The sequence below is a fragment of the Streptomyces fradiae ATCC 10745 = DSM 40063 genome (assembly GCF_008704425.1).
Classification (GTDB): domain Bacteria; phylum Actinomycetota; class Actinomycetes; order Streptomycetales; family Streptomycetaceae; genus Streptomyces; species Streptomyces fradiae.
Genome location: NZ_CP023696.1, coordinates 1,251,599 through 1,274,640 on the forward strand (window position 1 = coordinate 1,251,599; position 23,042 = coordinate 1,274,640).

The 23,042-nt window shown below is 73.4% G+C and carries 22 protein-coding genes; 13 read left to right on the forward strand and 9 right to left on the reverse strand.

Features of this window, described 5'->3' with window-relative positions:
- Positions 1-323: 323 nt before the first annotated feature.
- A complete protein-coding gene (locus CP974_RS05410; protein ID WP_223844557.1) occupies positions 324-1,214 on the reverse strand; it encodes a helix-turn-helix transcriptional regulator in 891 nt (296 codons plus the stop codon).
- Between the two features lie 549 nt (positions 1,215-1,763).
- On the reverse strand, positions 1,764-2,249 hold the full coding sequence (locus CP974_RS05420) for an ATP-binding protein (RefSeq protein ID WP_031129504.1): 486 nt from the start codon (positions 2,247-2,249) through the stop codon (positions 1,764-1,766).
- Between the two features lie 168 nt (positions 2,250-2,417).
- On the opposite strand from CP974_RS05420, the gene CP974_RS05425 reads away from it, so the two are divergent.
- From CP974_RS05425 to tyrS, 5 genes are all read left to right on the forward strand, one after another.
- Positions 2,418-3,278, forward strand: a complete 861-nt coding sequence (locus tag CP974_RS05425; protein WP_031129505.1) for a helix-turn-helix domain-containing protein — start codon at positions 2,418-2,420, stop codon at positions 3,276-3,278.
- Positions 3,275-3,475 carry a DUF397 domain-containing protein gene (locus CP974_RS05430; RefSeq protein WP_031129507.1) on the forward strand — a complete coding sequence of 67 codons (201 nt, stop codon included), beginning with the start codon at positions 3,275-3,277 and terminating at the stop codon, positions 3,473-3,475. Before CP974_RS05425 ends, CP974_RS05430 begins: the two co-directional genes overlap by 4 nt.
- A 189-nt stretch (positions 3,476-3,664) precedes the next feature.
- Positions 3,665-5,188: a TldD/PmbA family protein gene (locus CP974_RS05435; protein ID WP_031129509.1), complete on the forward strand. Its 1,524-nt coding sequence runs from the start codon at positions 3,665-3,667 to the stop codon at positions 5,186-5,188.
- 76 nt (positions 5,189-5,264) lie between these two features.
- Positions 5,265-6,656, forward strand: a complete 1,392-nt coding sequence (locus CP974_RS05440; RefSeq protein WP_031129510.1) for a metallopeptidase TldD-related protein — start codon at positions 5,265-5,267, stop codon at positions 6,654-6,656.
- 53 nt (positions 6,657-6,709) lie between these two features.
- Positions 6,710-7,978 (forward strand): tyrosine--tRNA ligase, encoded by a 1,269-nt coding sequence (gene tyrS, locus CP974_RS05445; RefSeq protein WP_150485771.1) that lies wholly within the window; start codon positions 6,710-6,712, stop codon positions 7,976-7,978.
- Positions 7,979-8,062: 84 nt separating this feature from the next.
- On the opposite strand, the gene CP974_RS05450 is transcribed toward tyrS, so the two are convergent.
- Positions 8,063-8,338, reverse strand: coding sequence for a GlsB/YeaQ/YmgE family stress response membrane protein (locus CP974_RS05450; protein ID WP_031129512.1), 276 nt, complete (start codon positions 8,336-8,338; stop codon positions 8,063-8,065).
- A gap of 245 nt (positions 8,339-8,583) precedes the next feature.
- Between CP974_RS05450 and CP974_RS05455 the strand changes: the two genes are divergently transcribed.
- Both CP974_RS05455 and CP974_RS05460 read left to right on the forward strand, forming a co-directional pair.
- A complete protein-coding gene (locus CP974_RS05455; protein ID WP_051839103.1) occupies positions 8,584-9,045 on the forward strand; it encodes a DUF3099 domain-containing protein in 462 nt (153 codons plus the stop codon).
- Between the two features lie 149 nt (positions 9,046-9,194).
- Positions 9,195-9,434: a hypothetical protein gene (locus tag CP974_RS05460; protein ID WP_031129514.1), complete on the forward strand. Its 240-nt coding sequence runs from the start codon at positions 9,195-9,197 to the stop codon at positions 9,432-9,434.
- Here CP974_RS05460 and moaA read toward each other — a convergent pair.
- The 3 genes from moaA to CP974_RS05475 all read right to left on the reverse strand — a co-directional run bounded on the left by moaA (position 9,417) and on the right by CP974_RS05475 (position 12,585).
- Entirely contained in the window at positions 9,417-10,406 is a 990-nt protein-coding gene (moaA, locus tag CP974_RS05465; protein ID WP_031129515.1) for a GTP 3',8-cyclase MoaA, read from the reverse strand. The two genes, CP974_RS05460 and moaA, sit on opposite strands and share 18 nt — an antisense overlap.
- A gap of 164 nt (positions 10,407-10,570) precedes the next feature.
- Entirely contained in the window at positions 10,571-12,205 is a 1,635-nt protein-coding gene (locus tag CP974_RS05470; RefSeq protein ID WP_031129516.1) for a monocarboxylic acid transporter, read from the reverse strand.
- Entirely contained in the window at positions 12,202-12,585 is a 384-nt protein-coding gene (locus CP974_RS05475; RefSeq protein ID WP_031129517.1) for a DUF485 domain-containing protein, read from the reverse strand. The genes CP974_RS05470 and CP974_RS05475 overlap by 4 nt, the downstream gene beginning before the upstream one ends.
- A gap of 354 nt (positions 12,586-12,939) precedes the next feature.
- On the opposite strand from CP974_RS05475, the gene CP974_RS05480 reads away from it, so the two are divergent.
- Both CP974_RS05480 and CP974_RS05485 read left to right on the forward strand, forming a co-directional pair.
- On the forward strand, positions 12,940-14,472 hold the full coding sequence (locus CP974_RS05480) for a S8 family serine peptidase (RefSeq protein ID WP_031129518.1): 1,533 nt from the start codon (positions 12,940-12,942) through the stop codon (positions 14,470-14,472).
- A 108-nt stretch (positions 14,473-14,580) separates the two neighbouring features.
- Positions 14,581-16,149: a CoA transferase gene (locus CP974_RS05485; protein ID WP_223844558.1), complete on the forward strand. Its 1,569-nt coding sequence runs from the start codon at positions 14,581-14,583 to the stop codon at positions 16,147-16,149.
- On the opposite strand, the gene CP974_RS05490 is transcribed toward CP974_RS05485, so the two are convergent.
- From CP974_RS05490 to CP974_RS05500, 3 genes are all read right to left on the reverse strand, one after another.
- Positions 16,070-16,750: a lysoplasmalogenase gene (locus CP974_RS05490; protein WP_051839565.1), complete on the reverse strand. Its 681-nt coding sequence runs from the start codon at positions 16,748-16,750 to the stop codon at positions 16,070-16,072. The two genes, CP974_RS05485 and CP974_RS05490, sit on opposite strands and share 80 nt — an antisense overlap.
- Positions 16,747-17,682 (reverse strand): sterol desaturase family protein, encoded by a 936-nt coding sequence (locus tag CP974_RS05495; RefSeq protein ID WP_031132709.1) that lies wholly within the window; start codon positions 17,680-17,682, stop codon positions 16,747-16,749. Before CP974_RS05495 ends, CP974_RS05490 begins: the two co-directional genes overlap by 4 nt.
- A gap of 132 nt (positions 17,683-17,814) precedes the next feature.
- Complete coding sequence (locus tag CP974_RS05500) at positions 17,815-18,537, reverse strand: VIT1/CCC1 transporter family protein (protein WP_031132711.1); 723 nt, start codon at positions 18,535-18,537, stop codon at positions 17,815-17,817.
- 115 nt (positions 18,538-18,652) lie between these two features.
- On the opposite strand from CP974_RS05500, the gene CP974_RS05505 reads away from it, so the two are divergent.
- The 4 genes from CP974_RS05505 to CP974_RS05525 all read left to right on the forward strand — a co-directional run bounded on the left by CP974_RS05505 (position 18,653) and on the right by CP974_RS05525 (position 23,038).
- On the forward strand, positions 18,653-19,633 hold the full coding sequence (locus CP974_RS05505) for a DEDDh family exonuclease (RefSeq protein ID WP_031132713.1): 981 nt from the start codon (positions 18,653-18,655) through the stop codon (positions 19,631-19,633).
- Between the two features lie 236 nt (positions 19,634-19,869).
- A complete protein-coding gene (locus CP974_RS05510; protein WP_051839568.1) occupies positions 19,870-20,103 on the forward strand; it encodes a metallothionein in 234 nt (77 codons plus the stop codon).
- A gap of 123 nt (positions 20,104-20,226) precedes the next feature.
- The gene (locus tag CP974_RS05520; RefSeq protein ID WP_078915670.1) at positions 20,227-21,135 is read left to right on the forward strand and encodes an SURF1 family cytochrome oxidase biogenesis protein; all 909 of its coding nucleotides are present in this window, start codon (positions 20,227-20,229) and stop codon (positions 21,133-21,135) included.
- Between the two features lie 118 nt (positions 21,136-21,253).
- Positions 21,254-23,038, forward strand: coding sequence for a glycoside hydrolase family 15 protein (locus CP974_RS05525; protein ID WP_031132719.1), 1,785 nt, complete (start codon positions 21,254-21,256; stop codon positions 23,036-23,038).
- Positions 23,039-23,042: the final 4 nt, after the last annotated feature.

Below are 23,042 nucleotides of genomic sequence, written 5' to 3' on the forward strand. Positions count from 1 at the left end.
GAGCGGCTCCGTGGCCCGCTCCCGCAGGAAAGCGTCCAGTGCGCCCCAGTGTCAGCCGCCAGCGACGCCCGCCCTGGGGCTGGCCCTGACGAGGTGTTACTGACGGCTTCGCTGCCCCCTTGCAGGGCGTCGCGCACGGCCTCCGCTCAGCCCTCGTGCAGCTCCAGACTTGGGGCAACTCTCTCCTACAGCTTCTCGAAGACCATGCCGTACTGCGGCACGCGAGGACGGTCACGGCGGTGTGCATGGCTCGAACGACGACGGTCATGGTGCTGGGCACGGCTTTCCCCCCTCGCAGGTACACGGGGCCGCGGCGCCCGAGATCAGTCCAGGCCAACCGGGGTGATAGGTGTGACCGTGCTGCCGTCGGGACCGTTCGTCTGAACGAGCAGGAGGTCTCCGACCGTCGCGTCACGGCCGAGGCCGAGGCGGGAAACGGGGACCGCGCCCGGAGCCTTCGCCGTACCGACCGGCTGGAGCCGTAGCTCGCTCTCGGCTCCCTGAAAGGCGAGGACCGCCCACACCTCGTCGTGACCGATGCGGGACACTACGCTGCTCAGCCGGTCGGTGAGGACCGCGCACACGACGGTAAGCCGCTGCCACTCCGTCCTGGGCACGGGGAATGCGGAGATCCGCTCCAACACGCCAGGCAACGCCAGCGTGCCCTCCAGCAACCGCTGGACGGTCTCCCGCTCCTCGTCACGGCCGTCCCCGGTCTCGGCGGCGGCGAAGTGCACTAGGGGCAGGCCGTCATCTAGGGTGCGCTGCCATTTGGGCAGCAGGTAGTCGATGGTCAGGGCTTCTTCACGGGTGGGTGGCCGCACCTCGTCACCCTCGCCGAACATGGCGAGCCAGGCATTGACATCTCCCCAGCGCCAAACCGGTGAGCGTCCGGCGATCCCCTCGGGGTCCGGGAAGGGCGGCTGGTCCTGCCGCCGCTCGCCGTTCACCCACTGCTGGACGTTCTGCCGTGTACGACCGACACGCTCCGCGATGTCCGAGACCCCGACCAGGTCAGGGTCGGTACGCACCAGCTTGAGGGCGGGCAGGGATCTGCGTAGCCGTACGACGATGCGGTGGGCAGCCTCGATCGCGTTGACCCCACTCTCGGAGACATCCAGGAAGTGCCGACCCCGATGGCAGGTCAATACCCCATCGAAGGTTTCGTGGACGATGGCGACGGCATCGTCGTCATCCACCTCGATTCCGTCCACGACAAAGTGAAACTCATACTCCATGACGCCCCAGTCCCCCATGCGTATGCCTGTCTGCTCTTCCTGGCTCCGCTATCCGCGCCTCTCGCTCCAGGGAACGCCCCCTACTGCAAGCTTCGCCGAGCCCGATGTCGTTGTCAATTGCCAACGCCACCACGGAGGGCCGAACGCGGGTCGTCAGGCGGCAGCGGGCACCACCTGGCCTTGCGGGCTATTCGGCGGGCCTCCTGGCTGGGATTCCTCGGCGTGCCGCCAACCCGAATCACCGTGCAGCGGTCCCCGCACGGGCAGTACAACGTGCCCCAGTGAGCCTCCGACGCGAGCTTCCACCCTTCGGCGACGAGCCGCTTGAGGACTGCCCTGACCTCCTTGCTCGGATGGTCCGCCGCAGCGACCTCACGTCCGACCACGCACGCCTCCACAAGCCTTCGCCCGCACCTGAGTTGACCGTCAACTCGAACAGGTCGACAAGCGTACCCGTCCCGACTGACACCGGCCCCAAACACAACTCAACTGACAGAAACGGTCGTTGCGGAAGATGATCATCAACTACCGTCGAACGGGACACGCGTCGCCCGAATCATGGACCGGGCACTCGGCCCACACGGTCTTGCCGGGCCCCGTCCGCTCGGCAACGCCCCAGCGGTCGGCGACGGCCGCCACGAGGAGCAGGCCCCTGCCGCCCTCGGCGTCCGCGGCCGGTTCGGGCGCCGGCTCGGGCGCCGCTTCGGGCGGTTGCGGGCGCGCCGGGTGGGTGTCCGACACCTCGACGCGGACCAGCCCCGCCGACCGGTCGTACGTCAGCCGCAGCTCGAAGTCGCGCCCCGGCACGCGGCCGTGGAGGACCGCGTTGGCCGCGAGCTCGGCCACGACGAGGGTGACGGTGTCGGAGGCGCGGCTGCCGTAGGGCAGGTGCCACCGGTCGAGCCGGTGCGTGGCGAGCCGGCGGGCGAGGCGCGCGCCGCGGCGCGTGGCGGAGAAGCGCTGGACGAACACACTTACGGTTACGGCCGCTTGGGCTTGTGGAGCTGGCATGCGCCCCAGCGTTCCGGCGCGCTCCCGGCCCCCGACAGGGACGACACCGGTACAACCGCCGCTGTATCGGTGCACACTCTGGACTGGGTCGGTGACTGCCCGTGACCCTGGGCGGGGTGGGCGGGGTTGGGTACGGCGTGAAAGCGCGGACACGGGAGGCACGCGGCGATGAGGGCGGAGCACGGCGGGGGCGGGAACGGCGGCGCGAACGGCACGGAGGCGGAGCTGTCCGACAGCCTCAGGACCTTCGGCGCGGTCCTGAAGGCGCTGCGCGAGGAGGCCGGCCTGACGCAGGAGGAGTTCGCGCCGCGGGTGCGGTACTCGGCCGCGTACGTCGCCAAGATCGAGCAGGGGAAGCGGTTCCCCCCGGCGGACCTGCCCGCGCGGGCGGAGGAGGTCCTGGGCCCGGTCGCCACCAAGGTCCTCACGGCTGCGGCGAGAAGTCTCACGCGGAGGGCGGTGCTCGCCTCTTGGTTCCGGCAGTGGGCGGAGATCGAGGAGGACGCGATCTCCTTGTACGCCTACGAATGCCGCGCGATTCCGGGGCTGCTGCAGCCCGAGGCATACATCCGGGCAATCTTCGACCGGCGATTGCCGCCTGCCTCTGAGGAGCAGATCGAACGTGAGGTCGCGTCCCGACTGGATCGGCAGCAGCTCATCTCCGCCAACCAGAACACCGCGTTCAGCTTCGTCATCGAGGAGTGCGTCGTAGCCCGGCGCATGGGCGGTCGCGACGTCACCAGGCAGGTCATTGACCGCCTACTTGAGATGAGCGCGCGGCGCAACGTCGAGATCCAGATCATGGCCACCGTCCAGGAGGACCACTGCGGCATCGACGGTCAGATGTACCTCGCGGAGACAGCAGCTCATCAGTGGCTCGGCTACACCGAAGGCCAGCGGTCGAGCAGCCTCATCTGTGCACCCAAGGATGTAAGTGTCCTGCTCCAGCGCTATGGCAAGCTGCGTTCCCAAGCCCTGGACTGTCGGGCTACCGTGACGCTGCTGGAACGGATGCGAGGAGCGCTATGACTACCGCCCACGAGCTGAACTGGGTCAAGAGCAGCTACAGCGGCAGTGAGAACGACAACTGCGTCGAGGTCGCCGTACGCCCCACGGCCGTCCACATCCGGGACTCCAAGGACCAGCGCATCCGCCCGATCGCCGTCACACCGACCGCCTGGGCCGCCTTCACGGCACTCGCGGCCCAGGAGACCCCGCACGGCTGAACCGCGTCGTACGCGACACCGGCGGGCGGGTACGGGGAGCTGTTCCCGTGCCCGCCCGCCGGTCTGTGTCCGCGCGCCCGCGCGCCCGTGTGTGGGCTTCGCCGCCGGGATGGCCGTCGCCGGGGGGCGGGGCGTGGTTCACTGCCTGCGATGGTCGTCAACGGCAAGTGCGCGAAGGGATCTCCACCCGTGCCCCATGACATCGATGAGGCGTTCCTCGCCCTGCCCCTGCGGGCGCTCGCGGACGCGGCGCTCGCGCGGGCGCGGGCGCTGGGCGCCGAGCACGCCGACTTCCGGTTCGAGCGGGTGCGCAGCGCCTCGTGGCGGCTGCGGGACGCCCGGCCCGCCGGGTCGTCGGACACGACGGACCTCGGCTACGCGGTGCGGGTGGTGCACGGCGGCGCCTGGGGGTTCGCGTCGGGCGTGGACCTGACCATGGACGCCGCCGCGAAGGTCGCCTCCCAGGCGGTGGCCATGGCGAAGCTGTCGGCGCGGGTGATCGCGGCGGCGGGCAGTGACGAGAGGGTGGAGCTGGCGGACGAGCCGGTGCACGCGGATCGGACGTGGGTCTCGTCGTACGAGATCGACCCGTTCGACGTGCCGGACGCCGACAAGGCGGGGCTGCTCGCGGAGTGGAGCGCCCGGCTGCTGCGGGCGGACGGGGTGGCGCACGTGGACGCGTCGCTGCTGACCGTCCACGAGAACAAGTTCTACGCCGACACGGCCGGCACGGTCACCACGCAGCAGCGGGTGCGGCTGCACCCGCAGCTCACGGCGGTCGCGGTGGACGCGTCGAGCGGTGAGTTCGAGTCGATGCGGACGCTGGCGCCGCCGGCCGGGCGCGGCTGGGAGTACCTGACCGGCACCGGCTGGGACTGGGACGCCGAGCTGGAGGAGATCCCGGCGCTGCTGGCCGAGAAGATGCGGGCGCCGAGCGTGGAGGCGGGCCGGTACGACCTGGTCGTCGACCCGTCGAACCTGTGGCTGACGATCCACGAGTCGGTCGGGCACGCCACCGAGCTGGACCGGGCGCTCGGGTACGAGGCCGCGTACGCGGGCACGTCGTTCGCCACCTTCGACCAGCTCGGCACCCTGCGGTACGGGTCCTCCGCGATGAACGTGACGGGCGACCGCACGGCCGAGCACGGGCTGGCGACGATCGGGTACGACGACGAGGGCGTCGAGGCGCAGTCGTGGGACCTGGTGAAGGACGGGGTGCTGGTCGGCTACCAGCTGGACCGGCGGATCGCGCGGCTGACGGGTCTGGGGCGGTCCAACGGGTGCGCGTTCGCGGACTCGCCGTCGCACGTGCCGGTGCAGCGGATGGCGAACGTGTCGCTGCTGCCGGAGCCGGGCGGCCTGTCGACGGAGGACCTGATCGGCGGCGTCGAGCGGGGCGTGTACGTGGTCGGCGACCGGTCGTGGTCGATCGACATGCAGCGGTACAACTTCCAGTTCACCGGGCAGCGCTTCTTCCGCATCGAGAACGGCCGGCTCGCCGGGCAGCTGCGGGACGTGGCGTACCAGGCGACGACGACGGAGTTCTGGGGCTCGCTGGAGAAGGTGGGCGGGCCGCAGACGTACGTCCTGGGCGGGGCGTTCAACTGCGGCAAGGCCCAGCCGGGCCAGATCGCTGCCGTCTCGCACGGCTGCCCCTCCGCCCTGTTCCGGGGCGTGAACATCCTGAACACGGCCCAGGAGGGCGGGCGATGAGCGGGCGGAACACGATCTGCCAGGGACCTGGGGGCCGCCTCCCGGGCCAGTACAGCACCGCGCAGGAGGCCGGGCGATGAGCCGTGTGAGCAAGCCGTACGAGATCGTCGAGCGGGCGCTGGAGCTGTCCCGCGCCGACGGGTGCGTGGTCCTCGCGGACGAGCACTCCTCCGCGAACCTGCGCTGGGCGGGGAACGCCCTGACCACCAACGGTGTGACCAGGGGCCGCACCCTGACGGTCGTCGCGACCGTCGACGGCGCCGAGGGAACGGCCTCCGGGGTGGTGTCCCGCTCGGCGGTGACCGCCGGGGAGCTGGAGCCGCTGGTGCGCGCGGCGGAGGCGGCGGCGCGAGCGGCGGGGCCCGCCGAGGACGCGCAGCCGCTGGTCGGCGGGGTGCCGGAGTCGGCGGGCTTCCGGGAGGCGCCGGCGGAGACGTCGTCCGCGGTGTTCGACGCGTTCGCCCCGGCGCTGGGCGAGGCGTTCGGCCGGGCCCGCGCCGGGGGCCGGGAGCTGTACGGCTTCGCCAGCCACGAGCTGACCTCCACGTACCTGGGCACGTCGACGGGGCTGCGGCTGCGGCACGACCAGCCGAACGGGACGCTGGAGCTGAACGCCAAGTCGCCGGACCGCGGGCGGTCGGCGTGGGCGGGCCGCGCGACGCGGGACTTCGCGGACGTGGACCCGCTGGCGATGGACGACGAGCTGGCGCGCCGCCTGGAGTGGGCGCGGCGCCGGGTGGAGCTGCCCGCGGGCCGGTACGAGACGCTGCTGCCCCCGACGGCCGTGGCCGACCTGCTGATCTACCAGCAGTGGTCGGCGGCGGCGCGGGACGCGGTGGAGGGCCGGACGGTCTTCTCCCGGCCGGGGGGCGGCACCCGCGTCGGGGAGCGGCTGGCGTCGCTGCCGCTGACGCTGCGCAGCGACCCGGCGGAGCCCGGCCTGGAGTCGGCGCCGTTCGTGATCGCCCACGCGTCGGGCGACGACGCGTCGGTGTTCGACAACGGGCTGCCGGTGGAGCCGGTCGACTGGATCAAGGAGGGCCGGCTGGAGCGGCTGGTCACGACCCGGCACACCGCCGCGCTGACCGGTTCGCCGATGGCGCCGGGCGCGGGGAACCTGGTCCTGGACGGCGGGGGCGGCCGGTCGCTGGAGGAGATGGTCGCCTCGACCGGGCGGGGGCTGCTGCTGACGTGCCTGTGGTACATCCGCGAGGTGGACCCGGCGACGCTGCTGCTGACCGGTCTGACCAGGGACGGCGTGTACCTGGTCGAGGACGGCGAGGTGGTGGCCGAGGTGAACAACTTCCGGTTCAACGAGTCGCCGGTGGACCTGCTGGGCCGGGCGTCGGAGGCGGGGCGCACGGAGCGGACGCTGCCGCGCGAGTGGGGCGACTGGTTCACGCGGGCCGCGATGCCGCCGCTGCGGGTGCCGGACTTCCACATGAGTTCGGTGAGCCAGGGCGTGTGACCCGCCTAGACTGGCGGAGCTGTCAGACACGCAATCGAGGAGGCAAGGGACCCGTGACGGACATCGTCGACGAGCTCAAGTGGCGCGGGCTGTTCGCCCAGTCCACCGACGAGGACGCCCTGCGCAAGGCTCTCGCGGACGGTCCGGTCACGTTCTATTGCGGCTTCGACCCGACCGCCCCCAGCCTGCACGTGGGCCACCTGGTGCAGGTGCTCACCATGCGCCGGCTCCAGCTCGCGGGGCACCGCCCGCTGGCGCTGGTGGGCGGGGCGACCGGGCAGATCGGCGACCCCAAGCCGACCGCCGAGCGGACGCTGAACTCTCCGGAGACGGTCGCCGCGTGGGTGGAGCGGGTGCGCTCGCAGATCGAGCCGTTCCTGGTCTTCGAGGGCGGCAACGCCGCGACGATGGTCAACAACCTCGACTGGATCGGCGGGATGTCCCCCATCGAGTTCCTGCGGGACGTCGGCAAGCACTTCCGGGTCAACAAGATGCTGAACAAGGACTCGGTGGCCCGGCGCCTGGAGTCCGAGCAGGGCATCAGCTACACGGAGTTCTCCTACCAGCTCCTCCAGGGCATGGACTTCCTGGAGCTGTACCGGCGGCACGGCTGCGTCCTCCAGCAGGGCGGCAGCGACCAGTGGGGCAACCTCACGGCCGGGCTCGACCTGATCCACCGCCTGGAGCCGGACGCGCACGTGCACGCGCTGGCGACCCCGCTGATGACGAAGGCGGACGGCACCAAGTTCGGCAAGACCGAGGGCGGCGCCGTCTGGCTGGACCCGGAGATGACCACGCCGTACGCGTTCTACCAGTTCTGGCTGAACGTGGACGACCGGGACATCTCGCGCTACATGCGCATCCTCAGCTTCCGGAGCCGCGAGGAGCTGGAGGAGCTGGAGGCGGTCACCGAGGAGCGCCCGCAGGCCCGTACGGCGCAGCGCGCGCTGGCCGAGGAGCTGACGACGCTGGTGCACGGCGCGGAGCAGTGCGCCGCCGTGATCGCGGCGTCGAAGGCGCTGTTCGGGCAGGGCGAGCTGGCGGAGCTGGACGAGGCGACGCTGGCGGCGGCCCTGTCGGAGCTGCCGAGGGCGCGGGTCGCGGAGGCCGGGCTGGTGGTGGACCTGTTCGCCGAGACCGGTCTCGCGCCGAGCAAGTCGGCGGCGCGGCGCACGGTGAAGGAGGGCGGCGCCTACGTGAACAACGTGAAGGTGACGGCCGAGGACGCCGCGGTCGCGGCCGGTGACCTGCTGCACGGGCGGTGGCTCGTGCTGCGGCGCGGCAAGAGGAACCTGGCGGCGGTCGAGGTCGCGGCCGGCTGAGCCGCCGCGCGTACGCAGGAGGGCGGCCCGGAAGCCTCGCGCTTCCGGGCCGCCCTCCGTTCGCGGGGCCGCGGGGCGGTGGGGTCAGGCGCGTTCGCGTTTGCCGCGCAGGGACACGTAGAGCATGTCGCCGAGCGCGACCAGGACCACGGCGGCGATGACCTGGAGCGCGTGCCGGCCCCAGTCGATGCCGGGGGTCGACTCGATGCCGAAGGCGCCCGCCAGGGCGTTGCCGACGAGGCCGCCGATGATGCCGAAGATGGTGATCAGCCAGAGTGGGCTGTGCTGCTTGCCCGGAAGAATGGCCTTGGCCAGCAGGCCCAGCACGAATCCCACGATAATCGCCCACAACCAGCCCATGGCTGCCTCCTCGGTACGGATCGACGTGAGCAGTCCCTGACAGTCTCGGGCCCGGCGCCGTGCACCGCATGTCGAGGGCGCCCGGACGGGTGGGCGGGCCCGGTACGGGACGGGGGGGCGGCCTGGGGCGGGCCCCGCGAGGAGGGGCGGGCCGGGCGACGGGCGGCGCGGGTGCGGGCGTAACGTGGTGGGGAGGAGGTCCGGCCCGGGAAGCGGCCGGCGCGCAGGGTCGGTGGTGGAACGCGATGCGGAAGCACGGCGGCGCCCAGGTCTTCACGATCACGGGCGCCCGGCAGGGGCTGGCGGACGACGTCCGCGGCCGGCAGCGGCGGTACGTGATCTCGATGTCGGTCCGCACACTGTCGGTGATCGCGGCGGCGGCGCTGTGGAACGTCGAGCGGCACGTGGCGATCGTGGCGCTCGTGCTCGGCGCCGTCCTGCCGTACGTGGCCGTGGTCATCGCGAACGCCGGACGGGAGACCACCCCGAAGCTGCCGTCCACCTTCGTGTCGACTCCCCCGGTGGCGTACCGGGCGCTGGAGGCGCCGGGGTCCGGAGCCGACGACGGGACGCCCGGACCCGAGGAGGCCGGGGCCGGTGCCGGGCCCGCGTCCGGGGAGCCCGAGGGCGGGTCCCGGGAGCCCGGAGGCAAGGCCCGGGAACCGAGGAGCGGGGGCGGCGGAGCCGGGAAAAGCTCGGATCAATAGTGAGGTTCCTGTGCACCTCACCGGGGTGTGCGTGACATACTGCGTTAGCGCTCCGCATCCCCCGTCGGAGCGACGGACCGACGCCGGGCAGCTCCCCCCGTGGCTGCCCGGCGTCGCCTTTGTCCGTACGTGGTTGTTGGGAATGGGCCGTGAGCGACGAGAACCACCCGATCTGTTCCGCCAAGGGCTGCCGGGCCGCCGCCGTGTGGGTGCTGGCGTGGAACAACCCGAAGCTGCACACGCCGGAGCGCCGCAAGACGTGGCTGGCCTGCGAGGAGCACCGGGAGCACCTGTCGCGCTTCCTCGGCGTACGGGGCTTCCTGAAGGACGTCGTGGCGCTCGCCGAGTGGGAGGCGCCCTCCGGCCCCGGGTCAGCCGCCGATCGCTGACATCGGCCGGTCGGGCTGGAGGAACTCCGGGTCGTCCAGCCCCGAGCCCGCCTTCTTCCCCCACATGGCCTGCCGCCAGAGACGGGCGATCTCCCCGTCCGGGGCGCCGGAGCGCAGCGCTCCGCGCAGGTCGGTCTCCTCACGTGCGAACAGGCAGGTGCGGACCTGGCCGTCGGCGGTGAGCCGGGTGCGGTCGCAGGCCCGGCAGAAGGGGCGCGTGACGGAGGCGATCACGCCGACGCGGTGCGGTCCGCCGTCGACGACCCACCGCTCGGCGGGCGCGGAGCCGCGCTCCTCCCCGGCCTCCGGGGTGAGGGTGAAGCGGGTCCGCAGGGACGTGAGGATGTCCCCGGCGGTGATCATGCCGTCGCGCTTCCAGCCGTGCTGGGCGTCGAGCGGCATCTGCTCGATGAACCGCAGCTCGTAGTCGTGGGCGACGGCCCAGGCGAGCAGGTCGGGTGCCTCGTCGTCGTTGAGTCCGGGCATCAGGACGGTGTTGACCTTGACCGGGGTGAGCCCGGCGTCGCGGGCGGCGGCCAGGCCCTCCAGCACGTCGTGGTGGCGGTCGCGGCGGGTGAGGGCCTTGAAGACGTCGGGGCGCAGCGTGTCGAGGGAGACGTTGACGCGGTCGAGGCCGACCGCCTTGAGGGCGGCGGCGGTGCGCTTGAGGCCGATGCCGTTGGTGGTCAGCGACATCCTCGGACGCGGTGCGAGGGCGGCGCACCGCTCGACGATGGAGACCAGGCCCGGCCGCAGCAGGGGCTCGCCGCCGGTGAAGCGGACCTCGGTGACGCCGAGGTCGGTGACGGCGATCCGGACGAGGCGGACGATCTCGTCGTCCGTGAGGAGGTCGGGCTTGCCGAGCCACTGCAGGCCCTCCTCGGGCATGCAGTACGTGCAGCGCAGGTTGCACCGGTCCGTGAGCGAGACCCGGAGGTCGGTGGCGACACGGCCGTAGGTGTCGATGAGCACGGTGTACGCCCTCCCGGTTCGACCGGCTGCTCGTGTGCGGTCCTCTGTCGAGCCTACGTGAGAACGGGTGGCGGACGTCGCGGCTGTTCACCCCCTGGGAAACGGCGGGGCCGTGCCGCGGGTTCCCCACGACACGGCCGCCGGTGGTCGCCGGGGTCCGCGGGTCAGTGCGCCCCGACACCGGTGAGGGACTTGACCTCCAGCTCCGCGTACTTGCCCTCGTCCGGCCGCTCCTTCGACAGCAGGGAGCCGAGCCAGCCGAGGAGGAAGCCGAGCGGGATGGAGACGAGGCCCGGGTTCTCCAGCGGGAACCACGCGAAGTCCACGGCCGGGAACATCGAGCCGGCCTTGCCGGAGACGACCGGGGAGAACAGGACCAGGACGACGGAGGTGGTCAGGCCGCCGTAGATCGACCACAGGGCGCCCCGGGTGGTGAAGCGCTTCCAGAAGAGGCTGTAGAGGATCGTCGGCAGGTTGGCGGAGGCGGCCACCGCGAAGGCGAGGGCGACGAGCCCGGCGACGTTGAGGTCGCGGGCGAGGGCGCCGAGGGCGATGGAGACGACGCCGATGAGGACGGTCGCCCAGCGGGCGGCGCGCACCTCCTCCTGCTCGGTCGCCCGGCCCCTGCGGATGACGTTGGCGTAGATGTCGTGGGCGAACGACGAGGACGAGGCGAGGGTCAGGCCGGCGACGACCGCGAGGATCGTGGCGAACGCGACGGCCGAGATGACGGCGAGCAGGATGGCGCCGCCCGCCGAGTCTGCGCCCCCGACGTGCAGGGCGAGCAGCGGGGCCGCGGTGTTGCCCGCCTTGTTGGAGGCGGTGATCTCGGCCGGGCCGACGATGGCGGCGGCGCCGAAGCCGAGCGCGATCGTCATCAGGTAGAAGGCGCCGATGATGCCGATGGCCCAGTTGACCGACTTCCGGGCGGCCTTGGCGGTGGGGACCGTGTAGAAGCGGATGAGGATGTGCGGCAGCCCGGCGGTGCCGAGGACCAGGGCGATGCCGAGTGAGATGAAGTCCAGCTTCGAGGTGGCGCTGACGCCGTACTTGAGGCCGGGCTCCAGGAAGGCGGCGCCCTTGCCGCTGTTCTCGGCGGCCTTGCCGAGCAGCTCCGAGATGTTGAAGCCGTACTTCATCAGGACGAGGAAGGTGATGAGCAGGGTGCCCGCGATGAGGAGGACCGCCTTGACCATCTGCACCCAGGTGGTGCCCTTCATCCCGCCGATCGTCACGTACACGATCATCAGGACGCCGACCAGGGCCACGATGGCGATCTTGCCGGCGTCGCTGGTGATGCCGAGCAGCAGGGACACCAGGACGCCCGCGCCGGCCATCTGCGCCAGCAGGTAGAAGATCGACACGACGATGGTGGAGGTGCCGGCGGCGGTGCGGACGGGCCGCTGGCGCATCCGGTACGCGAGGACGTCACCCATCGTGTACCGGCCGGAGTTGCGCAGCGGCTCGGCGACGAGCAGCAGGGCGACCAGCCAGGCGACGAGGAAGCCGATCGAGTAGAGGAAGCCGTCGTACCCGAAGAGGGCGATGGCGCCGGCGATGCCGAGGAACGAGGCGGCGGACATGTAGTCGCCGGAGATGGCGAGGCCGTTCTGGAAGCCGGTGAACTGCCGCCCGCCGGCGTAGAAGTCGGCGGCGCTCCTGGTCTGCCGGCCGGCCCACACCGTGATGATCAGGGTCGCGACGACGAAGAGGCCGAAGAGGGTGATGATCAGCGGCCGGTGCTCGCTCGCGGCGCCGGAGGCGGCGAGCGGGGCGGTCAGGGCGAGGGGGGTGCTCATGCGCCGGCCTCCGCGTGCTGCTCGTTCTCCATGCGGCCGCGGATGGCGTCGGCGCGCGGGTCGAGCTTCGCGGCCGCGTGCCGTGCGTAGAACCAGGCGATGAGGAACGTCGTCGCGAACTGGGCGAGGCCCAGCACGAGCGCCACGTTGATGTGGCCCACCACCTTGGTGCCCATCAGGCCGCCCGCGTAGTTGGAGAGCAGCACGTAGAGCAGGTACCAGGCGATGAAGGCGACGGTGAGGGGGAAGGCGAACGAGCGGTGGGCGCGGCGCAGTTCGCCGAACTCCTCGCTCCGCTGGGTCCTCACGAACGACTCCGTCGACGGCTGGACGGGGGCGGTGCCGGCGCCCTCGGTGGGCGGCGGTGCTTCGATGGCCACGGGAACTCTCCTCGCTGGTGCGGATGCCGGGGGCGGGAAGGGGTGGGGGGGAAGGGGGACAGAGGGACAGAGGGACAGTGGGACAAGGGGAAACGGGGACACGGGGACACGGGGCGGACGGGCCAGGGGGCGGGGCTGAGGCGGGGGCACCTCGCGGGTGCCGGGGAGCCGTCGGGGCTCCCTCCTCTGACAACGGCACGGAGGCCGGTACGAAGCGGTTCACCGCACGTCTTCTTTCCGCCCGATTTCTTCACCGAACTCATTGCTGAGCGGGGATGATCAGCGATAGCTTCGCTGGTCATGTACCCGCCCAACCCTGAGGTGGGCGGACGACACGGATGATGTGGAGAACCCATGGCTCATCTGGGAACCAGGCGCGGGCGCGCACTCGCTCTGCCCGTCGGTCTGGCGCTCACGGCCTCGCTCGGCTTCCTGCCGGTCGGTGCGGCGTCGGCCGCCCCGGCCGAGGACGTTCCGGCCGCCGTCGCCGCGGACGGCCCGAACCTGTCGTACGTGGTGAACACCGCGGGCGGCAAGCACACCGCCAAGGTGAAGAAGGCGATATCCGAGGCCGGGGGCACGGTGGTGACCTCGTACGACGCCATCGGCGTCATCGTGGTCCACTCCGAGAACCCGGCCTTCGCGGAGACCATCCGCGCCGTCAGGGGCGTGCAGTCGGCGGGTGCCACGCGCACCGCGCCGCTCACGCCGCTCGCCACCACCGAGGTGGACGAGGCCGCCGAGCCGCTCACCGCGGCGGAGGCCCGTTCGGCCGCCGCGGCGGCCGAGGAGGGCCAGGACCCGCTGGAGCCGCTGCAGTGGAGCCTGCCCGCCATCAAGGCGGACAAGGCGCACGAGATCAGCACGGGCAGCAGCAAGGTCACCGTCGCGGTCATCGACACCGGTGTCGACGACACCCACCCGGACCTGGCGCCCAACTTCGACCGCGCCGCGTCCGCGAACTGCGTGACCGGCAAGGCCGACACGACCGAGGGCTCCTGGCGTCCCGCGCCGGGCGAGAGCGACCACGGCACGCACGTGGCCGGCACGATCGCCGCCGCGAAGAACGGCGTCGGCGTCACCGGTGTCGCCCCCGGCGTGAAGGTGTCCGGCATCAAGGTGTCGAACCCGGACGGGTTCTTCTACACCGAGGCCGTCGTCTGCGGCTTCATGTGGGCGGCCGAGCACGGCGTCGAGGTCACCAACAACAGCTACTACGTCGACCCGTGGATGTTCAACTGCAAGAACGACCCGGACCAGGGCGCCCTGGCCGAGGCGCTGCAGCGGGCGACCCGGTACGCGGAGCGCAAGGGCGCCGTCAACGTCGCGGCGGCCGGCAACTCGGCGTTCGACCTGGCGTCGGACGCGATCACGGACACCACGAGCCCGAACGACACCACGCCCACCGAGCGGGTCATCGACCCGAAGGTGTGCCCGGACGTCCCGACGATGCTGCCCGGCGTGGTCACGGTCTCCTCGACCGGCGCCAAGGACCTGAAGGCGTCGTACTCCAACTACGGCCTGGGCGTCGTGGACATCGCCGCCCCCGGCGGTGACCGGACCGAGTACCAGACGCCGGACGCCCCGGCCGTGAACGGCCGGATCCTGTCGACCACGGTCAACGGCGGCTACAACTACAAGGCCGGCACCTCGATGGCCTCGCCGCACGCGGCGGGCGTCGTGGCGCTGATCAAGTCGAAGCACCCCCGCGCCACCCCGGCGATGGTGAAGGCGCTGCTCTTCGCGCAGGCCGACAAGCGGGCGTGCACCAACCCGTACGACATCAACGGCGACGGCAAGGTCGACGCGGTGTGCGAGGGCGGCAAGGGGTACAACGCCTTCTACGGCACCGGCCTGGTCGACGCGCTGGACGCCGTGCGCTGGTGACGCACGGCTGATCTGATCGGGGAGGGAGAGCCCGGGCGCGCGAGCCGCGCCCGGGCTCTTTCACGTCCGGAACTTCTCACACATGGCACTCGGTGCCATGATCGAAGGATGGACCAGACCATCACTCACGCCTGGGCGGCACTCGGTGCCGATCCCGGGCTGCTGGAGCGTGTCTCGTACGAGCGGGTGTCCGGGACGCTGCCGGCGCGGCTGCCCGTACGGGAGTCGGCGCGAGCCGCGGTCGCGGTGTGCGCCCTGGCCGCGGCCGAGCTGGCGGCCGAGGTCGCCGGCGGGGCGGCGGCCGGACCGACGGCCCAGCGCGCCGGAGGGCCGGGGGCGGAAGGGCCGGGCGCCGGAGGGCCGGGCGCCGGAGGGCCGGGGGCCGGAGGGCCGGGGGCGGGGCGGGTGCGGGCGGTGCCGCGGGTCCGGGTGGACGACGGGGCGGTGGCGACCGCCTTCCACAGCGAACGGTTCGCGACGCTGGACGGCAGGCGGTGGGACGGGTTCGCGCCGCTGTCGCGGTTCTGGCGCACGGCCGACGGATGGGTGCGCACCCACGCCAACTACCCGCACCACGAGGCCCGTCTGCTCGCCGCGCTCGGGCTGCCGGCCGGGTCGGACGCGGACGCGGTGGCCGGGGCGCTCGCCGGGTGGGGAGCGGCGGAGGCGGAGGCCGCCGTGTACGCGGCCGGCGGCCTGGCCGTCGCCGTGCGGGAGGCCGCCGAGTGGGACGCCTCCGAGCAGGGCGCCCTGGTGGCGGAGCGGCCGCTGCTGGAGCTGGAGCGGCTGGGCGACGCGCCGGGGCCGGGGCGGCGGACGGGCGGGGACGGCGACGGGGCGGCGGGGGCCGGGGCGGGCGGATCAGGTCCGGACGGGCTCGGTCCGGACGGGCTCGGGGCGCCGTGCGCCGGGGTGCGGGTGCTGGACCTGACGCGGGTGCTGGCCGGGCCGGTCGCCACGCGCACGCTGGCCCTGCTCGGCGCGGACGTGCTGCGGGTGGACGCGCCGGGCCTGCCGGAGAGCCAGGAGGCGCACAACGACACCGGACTCGGCAAGCGGTCGGCGCTGCTGGACCTCGCGCACGGAGCCGACCGCCGGATCTTCGACGAACTGCTGGACGCCGCCGACGTGGTGGTGACCGGCTACCGGCCCGGCGCCCTCGACCGGTTCGGGCTCGCCCCCGAGGCGCTGGCCGAGCGCCGGCCCGGCCTGGTGGTCGCGCGGCTGTCGGCGTGGGGCGCGTACGGGCCGTGGGGCGGGCGGCGCGGCTTCGACAGCCTGGTCCAGGCGGCGACCGGCATCGCCCTGCTGGAGGGCGACGAGGGGCGGCCGGGCGCCCTCCCGGCGCAGGCGCTCGACCACGGCACCGGCTACCTGGTGGCCGCGGGCGTGCTGCGCGCCCTGACGGAGCGCCGGCGCGGCGGCGGCACCTGGCGGGTGGAGGCCGCGCTGGCGCAGACCGCCCGCTGGCTGACGCACGGCACGGAGCCCGAGGCGCCGCGGGCCGGTGAGCGGCCGGGCCGCCCGTACGAGCCCGGGGCGTGGCTGGTGGAGCGGGACGCGCCGCTCGGCCGCCTGCGCCACGCCCTCTCCCCCGTCAGCTACGAGGGCGGCCCGGCGGACTGGGCGCGGCCACCGGGCCGGTGGGGTGCGGACGAGCCGCGCTGGACGGCCTGAGCACCCCGGTCACCAGCAGGTACTGCGCGGCCCCGTAGGTCAGCATGATCCAGAAGTCGGGTACGGGCGGCTGCGGCCAGTCGGCGACCCCGGTCGCGATGAGGGTGTCGGACAGCAGGAACAGCGCGCCGCCCGCCGCCGCGACCGGGCCGAGGCCGCTCGCCCGGTACGCCGTCGCCGTGAGCAGCAGCGAGTAGCCGGCCACCGGCACCCGCAGGTCCGCGGGGAGGGACGGCCACAGCAGCGCCACGGCGGCGACGAGCACGGCGGCGTAGCAGGCGCCGAGGAGCGGGGACGTACGGGCGCGGCCGAACAGCAGCAGGTAGCAGACGTGCCCGGCGGCGAAGGAGCCCATGCCCGCGAGGAACGCCCACTCGGCGTCCACCAGCAGGAACACGTCGCCGCCCCAGCCGAAGGCCAGCGCGGCGAGCAGCAGCCGGGGCGCGCCGCGCACGGCCGCGTACGCGGCGAGGAGCGGCATCAGCAGCGGCTTGGCGAACAGGTGGCCGGTGGCGGATCCGGCGAGCAGGGCGAGCAGGTCGGCGGCGAGGGCCGCGGCGAAGGCCGCCCGCAGGAGCCCGGCCAGGCGCTCGCGGCTCACGCGGCCCGCTCCCGCGCCCCGGCCCGACCCGGCTCCGCCCCCGAAGGCGCGGGCGGATCGGACGGCACGGGCGGATCGGACGGCGCGGACGGGACGGACGGCGCGGGCTGCCAGCCCGGCCCCCGGAAGACCCGGCCGGCGCGCTCCCGCCAGGTCCGGGCGCGGCGCAGGTCGCGGGCGATGGCGACGTACTCGTGGGTCGCGACGCGCAGCGGGTTGTACGTGTCGATGTTCTTGGTCAGGCCGTACACGGGCCGCTCCGCCTCGGCGGTGAAGGAGCCGAACAGCCGGTCCCAGAGGATGAGGATGCCCCCGAAGTTCCGGTCGAGGTAGCCGCCCTGGGAGGCGTGGTGGACCCGGTGGTGGGAGGGGGTGTTGAAGACGTACTCGACGGGGCGGGGCAGCTTGCCGACGCGCTCGGTGTGCACCCAGAACTGGTACACGAGGTTGACGGAGTAGCAGAAGAACACGGCGGCCGGAGGCACCCCGCAGGCGACCATCGGCAGGTAGAACGGCCAGACGGTCAGCGAGGTCCAGGGCTGGCGGAGCGCGGTCGTGAAGTTGAACCTGCGGCTGGAGTGGTGGACGACGTGGCAGGCCCACAGGACGCGCACGACGTGGTGGCCGCGGTGGGACCAGTAGTAGAAGAAGTCCTGGGCGAGCAGCATCAGCGGGATCGTCCACCAGGTGACGGGGACGCGCGCCGGGGTGAGCTCGTACACCGCGGTGAACAGCGCGACGGCGGGGATCTTCCACAGGAGGTCGAAGCCGATGCTGCCGAGGCCCATGCCGACGCTGGTGGCGGCGTCCCTGGCGTCGTACCCGGCGGCGTGCTCGTCGGGACGGAGCCGGTAGCTGACCATCTCCACGACGGTGAGCAGCACGAAGGCGGGGATCGACCACAGCACGGCGTCGGGCAGGTTCGGCGACATGCGAGCACGGTAGGGCCGGGTGCCGGGCGAGGGCTAGAGGTTGTTACCGACAAGTATGCGAGACGGTCTGTCAACGGGCCCCGGCGGGACCGTCCGACCCCGGCGCGGGCCGGGCCGCGGCCGACGCCCCCGCTACACCCCCGCCGCCCCCAGCAGCGACCCCACCCCGTACGTCACCGCCATGGCCACCGCTCCCCCGCCCACCACCCGCACCACCGCCGGCCGGGTGGGCGCCGCGCCGAGCCGGGCGCTCCACCAGCCGGTCAGCGTCAGCGCGGCGAGGACCGAGACGACGGTCACCCACAGCCGGGCCGGGGCGGGCGGCACCACGATGGCGAGCAGCGGCAGCAGGGCGCCGACCGTGAAGGCGAGGAAGCTCGCCCCGGCGGCGTGCCACGGGTTGGTCAGGTCGTCCGGGTCGATGCCCAGCTCCACGCGCGCGTGGGCCCGCAGCGCGTCACGCTCCGTCAGCTGCACGGCCGCCTCGCGCGCCACGTCCCGGCTGAGCCCGCGCTCGGCCAGCAGGTCGGTGAGCTCGTCGAGTTCGGCCTCCGGCTGATCCCGCAGCTCCCGCCGCTCGAGGGCCAGGGCGGCCTTCTCGGAGTCCCGCTGCGTGGAGACGGAGACGTACTCGCCGACCGCCATCGACATGGACCCGGCGAGCAGCCCGGCCAGTCCGGCGGTCAGCAGGGCGGAGCGCTCCGAGGTGGCGCCGGCGACGCCCACGACGAGACCGGCGGTGGACACGATGCCGTCGTTCGCCCCGAGCACGGCGGCCCGCAGCCAGTTGAGCCGCACCCCGAACCCGTCCCCGTGGGGCTCCCCGTGCGCCTCGCGCGCCGTCGCTTCCGTCACGCGCCGAGCGTCTCACCCGCGCGGGCGGACGGCCGGAAACGGCACGCGGGTCCGGGCGGGGCGCCGCCCGGGCATGCCCGGGGGCGGGGGGTGTCGGTGCGGGGCTCTATTCTCAATGACCATGCTCGACGACCGTACGACAGCAGCAGCGTGGCCGCCCGCCTACCCGCAGGGGTACGCGGTCGTCGATGTGGAGACCACCGGGCTCTCCGCGCACGACCGGATAGTCTCCGCCGCCGTGTACCGGCTGGACGCCCGGGGCCGGGTGGAGGACCACTGGTACACGCTGGTCAACCCGGAGCGCGACCCCGGACCGGTGTCGATCCACGGACTGACCAGCGAGGTGCTGGAGGGGGCGCCCCTCTTCCCCGAGGTGGCCGCCGAGTTCGCCGAGCGGCTCGACGGGCGCGTGCTCGTGGCGCACAACGCGTACTTCGACTGGTCGATGATCGCCCGCGAGTACGCCCGCGCGCGCGGCACCGCGCCGGTGCGGCAGCGGCTGTGCACCATGGCGCTGGCCAGGGAACTGGCGCTGCCGCTGCCCAACATGAAGCTGGAGTCGCTCGCCGCCCACTTCGGCGTCCGGCAGCGGCAGGCCCACAACGCCCTCGACGACGCGCGGGTGCTGGCCGAGGCGTTCCGGCCGAGCCTGCACGCGGCGGCCAAGCGGGGCGTGCGGCTGCCGCTGCTGGAGTGCCGGCCGCTCACCGAGTGGTCGGCGGCGCCCGGCGGGGGCGCGTCCCGGATCGGCCGTCAGGCCGGTGCCCGGTCCGGCGGCTGGCGCCCGTCGCGCAGGCGTCCGGCGTGCCCGTACCCCAACCCCGGCCGGTACGAGCCGGACAAACCACTCAAGCAGGGCATGCGGGTGGCCTTCTCGGGTGACACCTCCGTGGAGCGGGAGCTGCTGGAGGACCGGGCCGTCGAGGCGGGCCTGCACGTCGCGACGAGCGTCTCCCGGCTGACCAGCCTGCTGGTCAGCAACGACCCGGACGCGGTGACCTCGAAGGTGGCCAAGGCGAAGGCGTTCGGCACGCCCGTGGTGGACGAGGTGGCCTTCACCCATCTGCTGCGGGACGTCGCCCCGGCCGACGGCTGACCGGCCGGGGTGGGGGCGCGAGCCGGGGGCGCAGGCCGGGCCGGCGCCCACCGCACACCGCCGCCCACCGCACACCGGCCCGCCACCCGGCGATCGCCGTTCGACCGGTGGCCGGCGACCGGTGGCCGGTGGCCGGTGGCCGGTGGCCGGTCGAACGGACTGAACGAAGGTCGAACGGGTGACGGTCTGGCGTGCCGTGCGCCGCCGCGCGCACCGCGCGCCGCACGCTGTGGCGCATGGCACGTTGTGAGGTCTGCGGAAACGAGTACGGCATGTCGTTCGAGGTGCACGCGCAGGGCGCGGTGCACGTCTTCGACTGCTTCGCCTGCGCCATCCACCGCATGGCGCCCATCTGCGAGCACTGCCGGGTCCAGATCATCGGGCAGGGCGTGGAGGCGGAGGGCCGCTGGTACTGCGGCGCCCACTGCGCCCGCGCGGAGGGCAAGGTGGGGATCGTCGACCGGGCCTGACCCCGTCCGAGGGCCCCGCGCGGTCCGCGCGGGGCCGGGCGGACGCCCCCGGCGGACGGTCGTCCCCACGCGCGGGGGAGCCCCGGAGGCGGGGCCCGGCGACGGCGGGGGTACCGTCGTGGGGTGTACCGCTTCCTGTTGTCCCGGCAGTGGGTGATCCTCACCCTCCTCGCCCTCGTCCTGATCCCGGTCATGGTCGAGCTGGGCTTCTGGCAGTTCCACCGGCACGAGCGCCGGGTCGCCCAGAACGAGCTGATCGCGGCCAACCTGGCGGCGAAGCCCGTCCCGGTGGCCGAGCTCACCTCCCCCGGCCACACGGTCCCGCGCTCCGACTACTGGCGCCGGGCGACCGCGACCGGCACGTTCGACACGGCCGACGAGGTCGTCGTCCGCCGCCGGACCAACGCGGACGACCGGGTCGGCATGCACGTCCTGACCCCGCTCGTCCTCGACGACGGCCGGGTGGTCCTGGTCAACCGCGGCTGGATCCCGGCCGCCCCGGACCAGAAGGCGTACCCGGACGTACCGGCCGCCCCGAAGGGCCGGGTCACGGTGACCGGCCGGCTCATGGCCGACCAGACGACCGGCAGCAGCGGCATCAAGGACCTCCAGGGGCTGCCGCCGCGCCAGGTGATGCTGATCAACAGCGAGCAGCAGGCCGAGCGGACGGGCCGCGAGGTCCTCGGCGGCTACCTGGAGATGACGGAGCCCGCACCGGCCGGGGACACCCCCGAGCCGATCCCCGACCCGGACCACGACTCGATCGGCGCCCACATGGCGTACGCGGTGCAGTGGTGGCTGTTCGCGGCGGGCGTCCCGGTGGGCTGGGTCGTCCTCGTACGCCGCGAGCGCCACGACCGGGCGGCGCAGGCCGCCTCCGGGTCGACCAGCGCCGACGGCTCCCCGCACGACGGCCCCTCGGACACCGCCCCGCCGGACACCGCCCCGCCGGGCGGCGGAGCGTCGGGCGGCGAGGCCGGGGGCGGCGCCACCGGGGGCGCGCAGACCACCCGCGAACCCGCCGACGCGTAGCCCCGGTCCGTCGCCGGCACCCGCCCGCCCCGGTGGTACGCGGGCACGCCGGCGAACGTCACGGCGCCGGGGGCCGGACGGTTGATTGGCGCTTCTCCGCTGAGGGAACACGCCAAACGTGACCCAACGCATCGAGGACTATGCCCTCATCGGCGATCTGCAGACCGCCGCTCTCGTGGGCAGGGACGGTTCGATCGACTGGCTCTGCCTGCCCCGCTTCGACTCCGGCGCCTGCTTCGCCGCGCTCCTGGGCGACGAGAACAACGGCCACTGGCGGATCGCGCCGGCCGGGGCCCGCACCTGCGCGCGCCGGGCCTACCTGGGCGACTCCCTGGTGCTGGAGTCCGTGTGGGAGACCCGCACCGGGACCGTCCGCGTCCTCGACTTCATGCCGCACCGCGACCGGGCCCCGGACGTGATGCGGATCGTGGAGGGCGTCACCGGCCGGGTCGAGATGTCCTCCGTGCTCCGGCTGCGCTTCGACTACGGGTCGGTCGTGCCGTGGATGCGCCGCGCCGACGGCCACCGGGTCGCCGTGGCCGGTCCCGACTCGGTGTGGCTGCGCAGCGAACCGCGCGTCAAGACGTGGGGCCAGCAGTACAGCACGTGCTCGTCGTTCACGGTCGACGCGGGCGAGAAGGTCGCGTTCTGCCTCACCTGGCACCCCTCGCACGAGCCGCGCCCGCCGCTGGTGGACCCGTACATGGCGCTGGAGCACACCCTGGAGGACTGGAAGGCCTGGGCGGCGCAGTGCACGTACGAGGGGCCCTACCGGGACGCGGTGATGCGCTCCCTGGTCACCCTCAAGGCCCTCACCTACGCGCCGACCGGCGGGATGGTCGCCGCCCCGACCACCTCCCTGCCCGAGGAGCTGGGGGGCGTGCGGAACTGGGACTACCGCTACTGCTGGCTGCGCGACTCGACGCTGACCCTGCGGGCGCTGCTGTCGGCCGGGTACCTGGACGAGGCGGCCTCCTGGCGCGACTGGCTGCTCAGAGCCGTCGCGGGCGACCCCGCGGACCTCCAGATCATGTACGGCCTGGCGGGCGAGCGGCGGCTCCCGGAGGCGGAGGTGCCGTGGCTGCGCGGCTACGGGGGTGCCAGCCCGGTGCGGATCGGCAACGCCGCCGTGCAGCAGCTCCAGCTCGACGTGTACGGCGAGGTGATGGACTCCCTGGCGCTGGCGCGCGAGGTCGGCATGCCGCCGCAGCGGCAGGCGTGGGCGGTGCAGCTGAGCCTGCTGGGGTTCCTGGAGTCCACGTGGCGCCAGCCGGACGAGGGCCTGTGGGAGGTGCGCGGGCCGCGCCGGCACTTCGTCCACTCCAAGGTGATGGCGTGGGTGGCCGCCGACCGGGCGGTGCGCACCCTGGAACGGGACCCGTCGCTGCCGGGGGACGCGGCCCGGTGGAAGGCGATGCGCGACGAGGTGCACCGGGAGGTGTGCGAGCGGGGCTACGACCCGGTCCGCAACACGTTCACCCAGTCGTACGGCTCGGCGGAGCTGGACGCGGCGGTGCTGATGATCCCCCGGGTGGGCTTCCTCCCGCCGGACGACCCGCGCGTGGTCGGCACGGTGGAGGCGGTGCGGGCGGAGCTGGGCCACCGGGGCTTCATCCGCCGGTACAGCACGGACGGGATCGCGGTCGACGGGCTGCCGGGCGGCGAGGGGACGTTCCTCGCCTGCTCCTTCTGGCTGGCGGACGCGCTGCGCATGATGGGCCGCGAGCACGAGGCGCGGGAGCTGTTCGAGCGGCTGCTGGAGGTGCGCAACGACGTGGGGCTGCTGGCGGAGGAGTACGACCCGGTGTCACGGCGCCAGCTCGGCAACTTCCCGCAGGCCTTCAGCCACGTCGGGCTGGTGGCGACCGCCCTCGCGCTGGCGGCCGACGACCCGGCAGGATAGGCGC